General features: G+C 46.9%; 4 protein-coding genes. 1 reads left to right on the top strand and 3 read right to left on the bottom strand.

Annotated features, from left to right (window positions below; translation table 11 throughout):
• Positions 1 to 983 precede the first annotated feature (983 nt).
• Together ACQKDS_RS04120 and galU are read right to left on the bottom strand one after the other, a co-directional pair.
• The gene (locus tag ACQKDS_RS04120) at positions 984 to 1,877 is read right to left on the bottom strand and encodes a UTP--glucose-1-phosphate uridylyltransferase (RefSeq protein ID WP_399666184.1); all 894 of its coding nucleotides are present in this window, start codon (positions 1,875 to 1,877) and stop codon (positions 984 to 986) included.
• Positions 1,878 to 1,915: 38 nt separating this feature from the next.
• A complete protein-coding gene (galU, locus tag ACQKDS_RS04115) occupies positions 1,916 to 2,815 on the bottom strand; it encodes a UTP--glucose-1-phosphate uridylyltransferase GalU (RefSeq protein ID WP_399666181.1) in 900 nt (299 codons plus the stop codon).
• Positions 2,816 to 3,460: 645 nt separating this feature from the next.
• Here galU and ACQKDS_RS04110 point away from each other — a divergent pair.
• A complete protein-coding gene (locus ACQKDS_RS04110) occupies positions 3,461 to 5,047 on the top strand; it encodes a TerC family protein (protein ID WP_399666178.1) in 1,587 nt (528 codons plus the stop codon).
• A gap of 39 nt (positions 5,048 to 5,086) precedes the next feature.
• Here ACQKDS_RS04110 and dcuC read toward each other — a convergent pair whose 3' ends face one another.
• The gene (gene dcuC / locus ACQKDS_RS04105) at positions 5,087 to 6,445 is read right to left on the bottom strand and encodes an anaerobic C4-dicarboxylate transporter DcuC (RefSeq protein WP_399666175.1); all 1,359 of its coding nucleotides are present in this window, start codon (positions 6,443 to 6,445) and stop codon (positions 5,087 to 5,089) included.
• Positions 6,446 to 6,563: the final 118 nt, after the last annotated feature.

The raw sequence follows: 6,563 nt of genomic DNA, 5'->3' as shown, positions 1-6,563 counted from the left end.
TGCGTCTGTTACGTCCGGTCATAATGTCACCTGTTTTGACTGTGAGGTGATGATACCACCTCTATTCAGGTGGCCAAATTCAGTGTGCCACTACACTCTTAACCAGAGATCGCTCACATGAAAAATCCGTATTGACCAAAAAACAGTCTTGCAAGCTGCCCCTGAATTTCGCCAAGCCCCTATTAAACAGACCGAACGTATTGTCGTGACCACAGTTGCCCGCAAAATCAGCGTGTAAGAATCGCAGTTTTATACTTGCCACAGCGAACTACAACACATTGAATCTGGACGCGAATAGAAAATACCTAATAAAATCGCCCAGTTAAAGCGCTAACCAACTAAAAAATATGAAGAGTTGTCCATGCTCCAAAATGCCTGCTTCATAATAATGAAGTGTCCGAAACAAAATCTGTCTTTATCGAAAAACATCAGGTAGATGTGTAACATCAAAGCCGAGCGCTCAGTGCCGCCCACTGCGGTTGGTATGCTTGGCGTCTACGCCGACAGCCCTAACCAAAAATTAGCAGGTGACATCTACCGCCGACGTACAAAGCCTAGCTTTACTTAGCGGTTGTCATTGATTTATGGTCACGGGTAATCATAAGCAGGCGGATGATGACACACCTGACCTGTGATGCGATGGCCGTATGGTGGCGTAAACACCCAGAAGTTGTCATTGTTTATACAGAATGGAGCTGCCAGTTCTGTTCAGTATTACCAACCTTACTGAACCCCCACAATTATTGTGGCAGTATGAGCGATTAAGATCTCTGTTACGACAGCGCCGGTGCGAAAAGCATTTTTCATTCGTTCTGAGGGTAATGATCGCTTTGCCAGCCAGTTATTCAAGTGCGCTCACAATCGCTGGCATCGCCGCCGTACCTCTGGCAAGGCCAGCCCTTAAGAATTTGAAAACCGCAACCTCGCTTCGAGTGCTGTCCTCTGTACGCTGGTAATATCAAACTTACTTAAAGATAAACGATTCAGAACGCAATTTTTTCAGCCCACTGTTGAAACGCTTTTCCTTGGGTTGGATGACGCAGACCATACGTAACAAATGCTTTTAAATAGCCCAACTTTTCACCACAGTTATACGATTCACCTACCAGTTCCATTGCTTCGACCGGCTTCACCTTCAATAAGGTTGCAATCGCATCTGTCAGTTGAATTCTTCCCCAAGCACCGGGTTCTGTTTGCTCTAATATCGGCCAAATATCAGCAGATAGGACATAACGACCTACAGCAGAGTAGTTCGAACGTAACTGAATTTCACGACCCGGTTTCTCAATTATCGAGGTCATAAGCGCACTTTCACCGGGTCTTAGCGAATTAGTCTCACATTCAACCACCGAATAATCATGTAACACATTTTCGTCAGCCGCTTGTACCAGCACTTGGCTTAGACCGGACTGCTCAAAGCGTGCGATCATGTGTGCCAAATTATCTTTTTTAAGGTCGGCTTTAGCATCATCAAGCACCACATCAGGCAATACAACAACGAATGGTGAATCTCCAACCAGCGGTTTTGCACATAAGACTGCATGCCCCAAGCCTTTCGGTTGCCCCTGACGGATATGCATCAACGTCACACCTTTCGGGGTTATTGACTGCACTTCCTCCAACAGTTGCCGCTTGACACGGGCTTCAAGCATCGCTTCAAGCTCGAAAGAAGTATCAAAATGGTTTTCGATCGCGTTTTTAGAAGAGTGCGTAACGAGTATGATTTCTTTAATGCCCGCGGCAACGCATTCATTAACGATGTATTGAATTAACGGTTTATCGACGAGTGGCAACATTTCTTTGGGGATCGCCTTGGTTGCCGGCAGCATACGCATACCCAGACCAGCGACAGGAATAACAGCTTTCAACTTGGTCATGGTAATCCTCTTTCTCTATCATGGTCTGTAGGAGTCACTTAACGCTGATTCAGCGCCTGTTTTAGCCACTGACTAAAATCATCCCCTTCTGTCTTATGACGCAGCCCATATTGCACAAAAGCCTTCATGTAACCCAGTTTGTCACCACAATCATGTGACTTACCACTCATATGGAATGCTTCAACCGTCTCTTGAGCCATTAACATGGCAATCGCATCGGTCAACTGAATTTCGTTACCGGCACCCGGCGGGGTTTTAGCCAGTAATGCCCATATATCAGCTGAAAGCACATAGCGACCCACAACAGCCAAATTAGACGGTGCCTCATCAAGCGCAGGCTTTTCGACAACCGCAGCCATAGGGGCGCTTTCTCCTGCCGTCAAGGTCACCCCACCGCAGTCGACCACGCCATATTTCGAGACATCTTCTTCCGGCACTGGCTCAACCATAATTTGGCTAAAGCCAGTTTCAGAGAATCGTGCCATCATTTTAGCAAGATTCTCTTTGCGCAAATCGGCAGTTGCATCATCCAACAATACATCAGGTAGCAACACCACAAACGGCTCCTCACCTACCATGGGTTTAGCACACAATATAGCGTGTCCCAATCCTTTAGCTTGGCCTTGGCGCACCTGCATAACCGTTACATCCGCAGGACAAATGCTTTGAACTTCTTCTAACAGTTGGCGTTTAACACGTGATTCCAACACGGCTTCCAGTTCGAAGGAGGTATCAAAATGGTTCTCAATCGCGTTCTTTGAGGAGTGAGTAACTAATACAATATCTTTGATTCCTGCAGCTACACACTCGTTGACAATGTACTGAATCAGCGGCTTATCGACCACCGGTAACATTTCTTTCGGAATGGCTTTAGTTGCAGGCAACATTCGTGTACCTAATCCCGCTACGGGGATCACTGCTTTCAGTCTTTTTTGCATTTTATTTACCTACAATCAGATACTTATAAATGTATCTTTATCGAACAATATGGGTTCAATTTTTGGACGCCACGGGCATTCAGACACGCTACCGCCCTTGGCTTTCAGCTACCAATGCACTGTCATCGATACTCCTGTGAACCGATTGCACTTCCGTTTCACTTGGGTCGTGAACATTTCACTGTCTCAATACGTAATTGATAGACTGGTCACAAAAAAGTAAAAAAACTACGCGCTTATAACTAAACGATGATATTTGTTAGTGTTTATTCACCTAAGATTCTTATACTATTGTGATACTGATACAAGCCAAACATGGTAGATGAATGCCCTTTTCAGAATAAGACTACTATCACAAGAACAACTAACTTGATGTAGCCACCGAATCATATCGTAATCCTCTGATTTATAATGAAGTAACCGTATTTATCGCGAGGTTATCAATAAGAAGAAAAGCATACCTCTACGCAATAAAACTACTTTCTCCCGCCCAAAGATAAATACGTCAAGGTTTATCGTTTTACCCCAATGCCATCAGATTTATAATTAACCACGGTAATAATATGTGAGCGTTGAAATTTTGAGCTTACGGCGCCATCATTCTTTTACGGTATAAGTCGTCAAGCTAAAGGTGGTGGTAGGCGTATGGAATGGATCGCAGATCCGACAATCTGGATCGGTTTAGCCACGCTTGTCGCGCTGGAAATCGTCTTGGGGATAGACAACCTGATCTTCATTGCCATCCTGGCGAAAAAATTACCAAAACATCAGCGGGATAAAGCGCGTGTTGTCGGCCTATTACTGGCGTTGCTGACGCGTTTGGCGTTGCTTACCTCTATCTCTTGGTTGACCACACTCACCAAACCCCTGTTTATTTTTTTAGCGCATCCCTTTAGTGCTCGCGACCTTATCATGTCGATTGGGGGCGTATTTTTGCTGTTCAAAGCCACACTGGAACTCAACGAGCGGCTTGAAGGCAAGGACGAACTACAGCAAGAACCCCATAAAGGAGCACGTTTTTGGCCGGTTGTGGCACAAATTGTCGTGCTCGATGCCATATTCTCGCTAGATTCGGTTATTACGGCGGTGGGCATGGTTAACCATTTACCGGTGATGATGCTCGCGGTGTGTATTGCTATCGGCCTGATGTTACTTGCCAGTAAACCACTGACTCACTATGTCAGTGCACACCCTACTATCGTGACTCTTTGCCTTAGTTTTTTGCTGATGATCGGTTTCAGCCTAGTCGCGGAAGGGTTTGGCTACCCTATTCCCAAAGGATATTTGTACGCCGCCATCAGCTTCTCAGTATTGATTGAAGCACTCAATCAATTGGCGCGATTTAATCGTCGTCGTTTCTTATCGAAGCTACGGCCGTTGCGCGAACGCACAGCAGAAGCCGTATTACGTATGCTGAGTGGCAAGCATGAGGACGCTGAAATTGACCGCGATACCGCCAATCTCATCACCGACAGCCAGAGTGAAGCTGGCGAGATTTTCAACCGACAAGAGCGTCACATGATTGAACGTGTGATGGGAATGGCACAGCGCACGGTGGGCAGCATCATGACCTCACGTCATGACGTTGAATATTTTGAACTTGATAAACCGCAACACGCGCTGAGAAAACGACTAGAGAAGAGCCCACACACGCGTATTGTGGTAACAGCAAGCAGCACCCATGACGAACCACTCGGCGTTATCCATACTATTGACGTGCTTAAACAACAGTTAGCACTACAGGCATTAGATCTACGCTCATTGATACGTCAGCCGTTAATTTTCCCGGAACACCTCACCCTGCTCAGTGCGTTAGAGCAATTCCGACAGGCACAAACGCACTTTGCCCTAGTGGTGGACGAATTTGGCTCCGTTGAAGGCATTGTCACCCTCACCGATGTGATGGAAACCATCGCCGGTAATCTGCCTGAGAGCGACGGGGAGTTAGATCCACGATACGACATTCACCAAACAAGAGATGGCCATTGGATCGCTAATGGTTTCATGCCGTTGGAAAATTTAGTGCTCTACTTACCACTACCACTGGCAGACAAACGCGAGTATCACACATTGGCGGGTCTGCTGATGGATCATTGTCAACGTATCCCGCAGGAAGGGGAACAACTGACCATTGGCGACTATCTTTTTGAACCTTTGAAAATCATTCACCATCGAATTGTGAAGGTAAAAATCACGCCGCTAAACCCTACCACGTTGGACGATGATGCTTGAGCCATTACCGGGCGTTTTGCACGCCCGACATCACCCTACTTAAAGCTGTACTGGCACCAATAACTCTGTTGCCACAATCACCACAATTAATCCAACAATCACGGGTACCGACGTGCGCTTTACCACTTCAAACGGCGAAATCTTCGCCATACCGGCAACCGCCACCACCACGCCCGAAACCGGCGACAGCGTGCGACCAAGATTCGACGCCTGCAACATAGGAATAACCAGATAAGCCGGATTGATCCCCATCTGTGCGGCAAGCTTCGGGATTAACTCAACAAAGGCGTAGAACGGCGCATTGCCCGACCCCGTCGTCATCGCTGCCAACATCGTAATCACTACCAACACTAACATCATAATGATGCCACCCGTACCGAACGACTGAGCGAGGCTAATCAAACCACTAATAAAACCGATGGTACTCAACCCTTGTGCAAAAACGCCCGCGGCCACTAACAGCATGACCACACTAGCAAAGGCATCGGCCATACCGCGATAGGCAACCTCCAGACCGCTAAATACCGTTTGAGCGCTAAAACTGCGCACAAACTCAATCACCGCTGCCAACAACATACACAACACCAAAACAGTGATGATATGCAATTCTGGCCCCCATTTACCATCAAACACCAACACACCTAAGATCGGCGTAAACGGCAATACCGCATAAAAACCAGGTGCATGGGTGGTAATTTCGCTGACATCCATGATGTGATGCTGTTCATTGTTTTTATTATCGAGATAACGCTGCCAGAAGAAGTGTGCCACGGCCATACAAACAATCGCAGCGATAGAGATCGGTAAAGTCGTTTTAAATGCAAAATCGACCAGCGGCATTTCTGCCGCTTTAGCTGCCAATACCACATCACCGGAAGTTGGTGCCAGAATGATCGCTGCCGGAGAGGCACAAATAGCCGCTGCTGCCCCACGACTAATACCAACGTTAACCATCAAGGGGAACAGCGTGGCCATCAGCAATACCCCAAGACCGGTGGCAGACGACACCGCCAAGGACATCAGACAAGCAACAAAATAAGCCGCTACCATCAGTAAATAAGGCGAGTTAATCATCTGCAAAGGGCGCGAAGCTAACTTAACCACTACATCATTAGCACCGATATGCGTCATATAAGCAGCAAAACCACACAACATCATGATCATCATGCCAAGATCGCCACCGCGACTCATCAGCAAAATCTTAACGTACTCAATGATATCGGTTGCGTGCCACCCCGTCGAAGCAGCACTGGCAGGCAGCACGCTTTTCCCCATCAAAGCACTGATCGCCAAAAGCATCAGGCCACCTACCATCAATACGCCGGTAGCGGAATAACCTTTAATAATATAGCGACCAACCCCTACAGCCACACCGACCCCAATCAGAAGTTCTATCATATTTCCTCTACTTGTTTTTTTACGCTGCTCTGCACATCTAAACTGACAGAAGTGCGCACCACTGTGCACAAATTCAGTATAAGGAAACATGACTTTCATCAAAGTTACAAATAGAAAC

It is taken from the genome of Serratia sp. NPDC078593 (assembly GCF_050268245.1).
Lineage (GTDB): Bacteria > Pseudomonadota > Gammaproteobacteria > Enterobacterales > Enterobacteriaceae > JBNNGK01.
The sequence above is the reverse complement of the archived record's forward strand: the minus strand, read 5'-3'. Positions and strand labels throughout refer to the sequence as shown.

What these genes read in the sequence shown, in the direction of transcription:
- ACQKDS_RS04120 (WP_399666184.1), bottom strand. Translation starts at nt 1,877, where the DNA reads ATGACCAAGTTGAAAGCTGTTATTCCTGTCGCTGGTCTGGGTATGCGT.
- galU (WP_399666181.1), bottom strand. Translation starts at nt 2,815, where the DNA reads ATGCAAAAAAGACTGAAAGCAGTGATCCCCGTAGCGGGATTAGGTACA.
- ACQKDS_RS04110 (WP_399666178.1), top strand. Translation starts at nt 3,461, where the DNA reads ATGGAATGGATCGCAGATCCGACAATCTGGATCGGTTTAGCCACGCTT.
- dcuC (WP_399666175.1), bottom strand. Translation starts at nt 6,445, where the DNA reads ATGATAGAACTTCTGATTGGGGTCGGTGTGGCTGTAGGGGTTGGTCGC.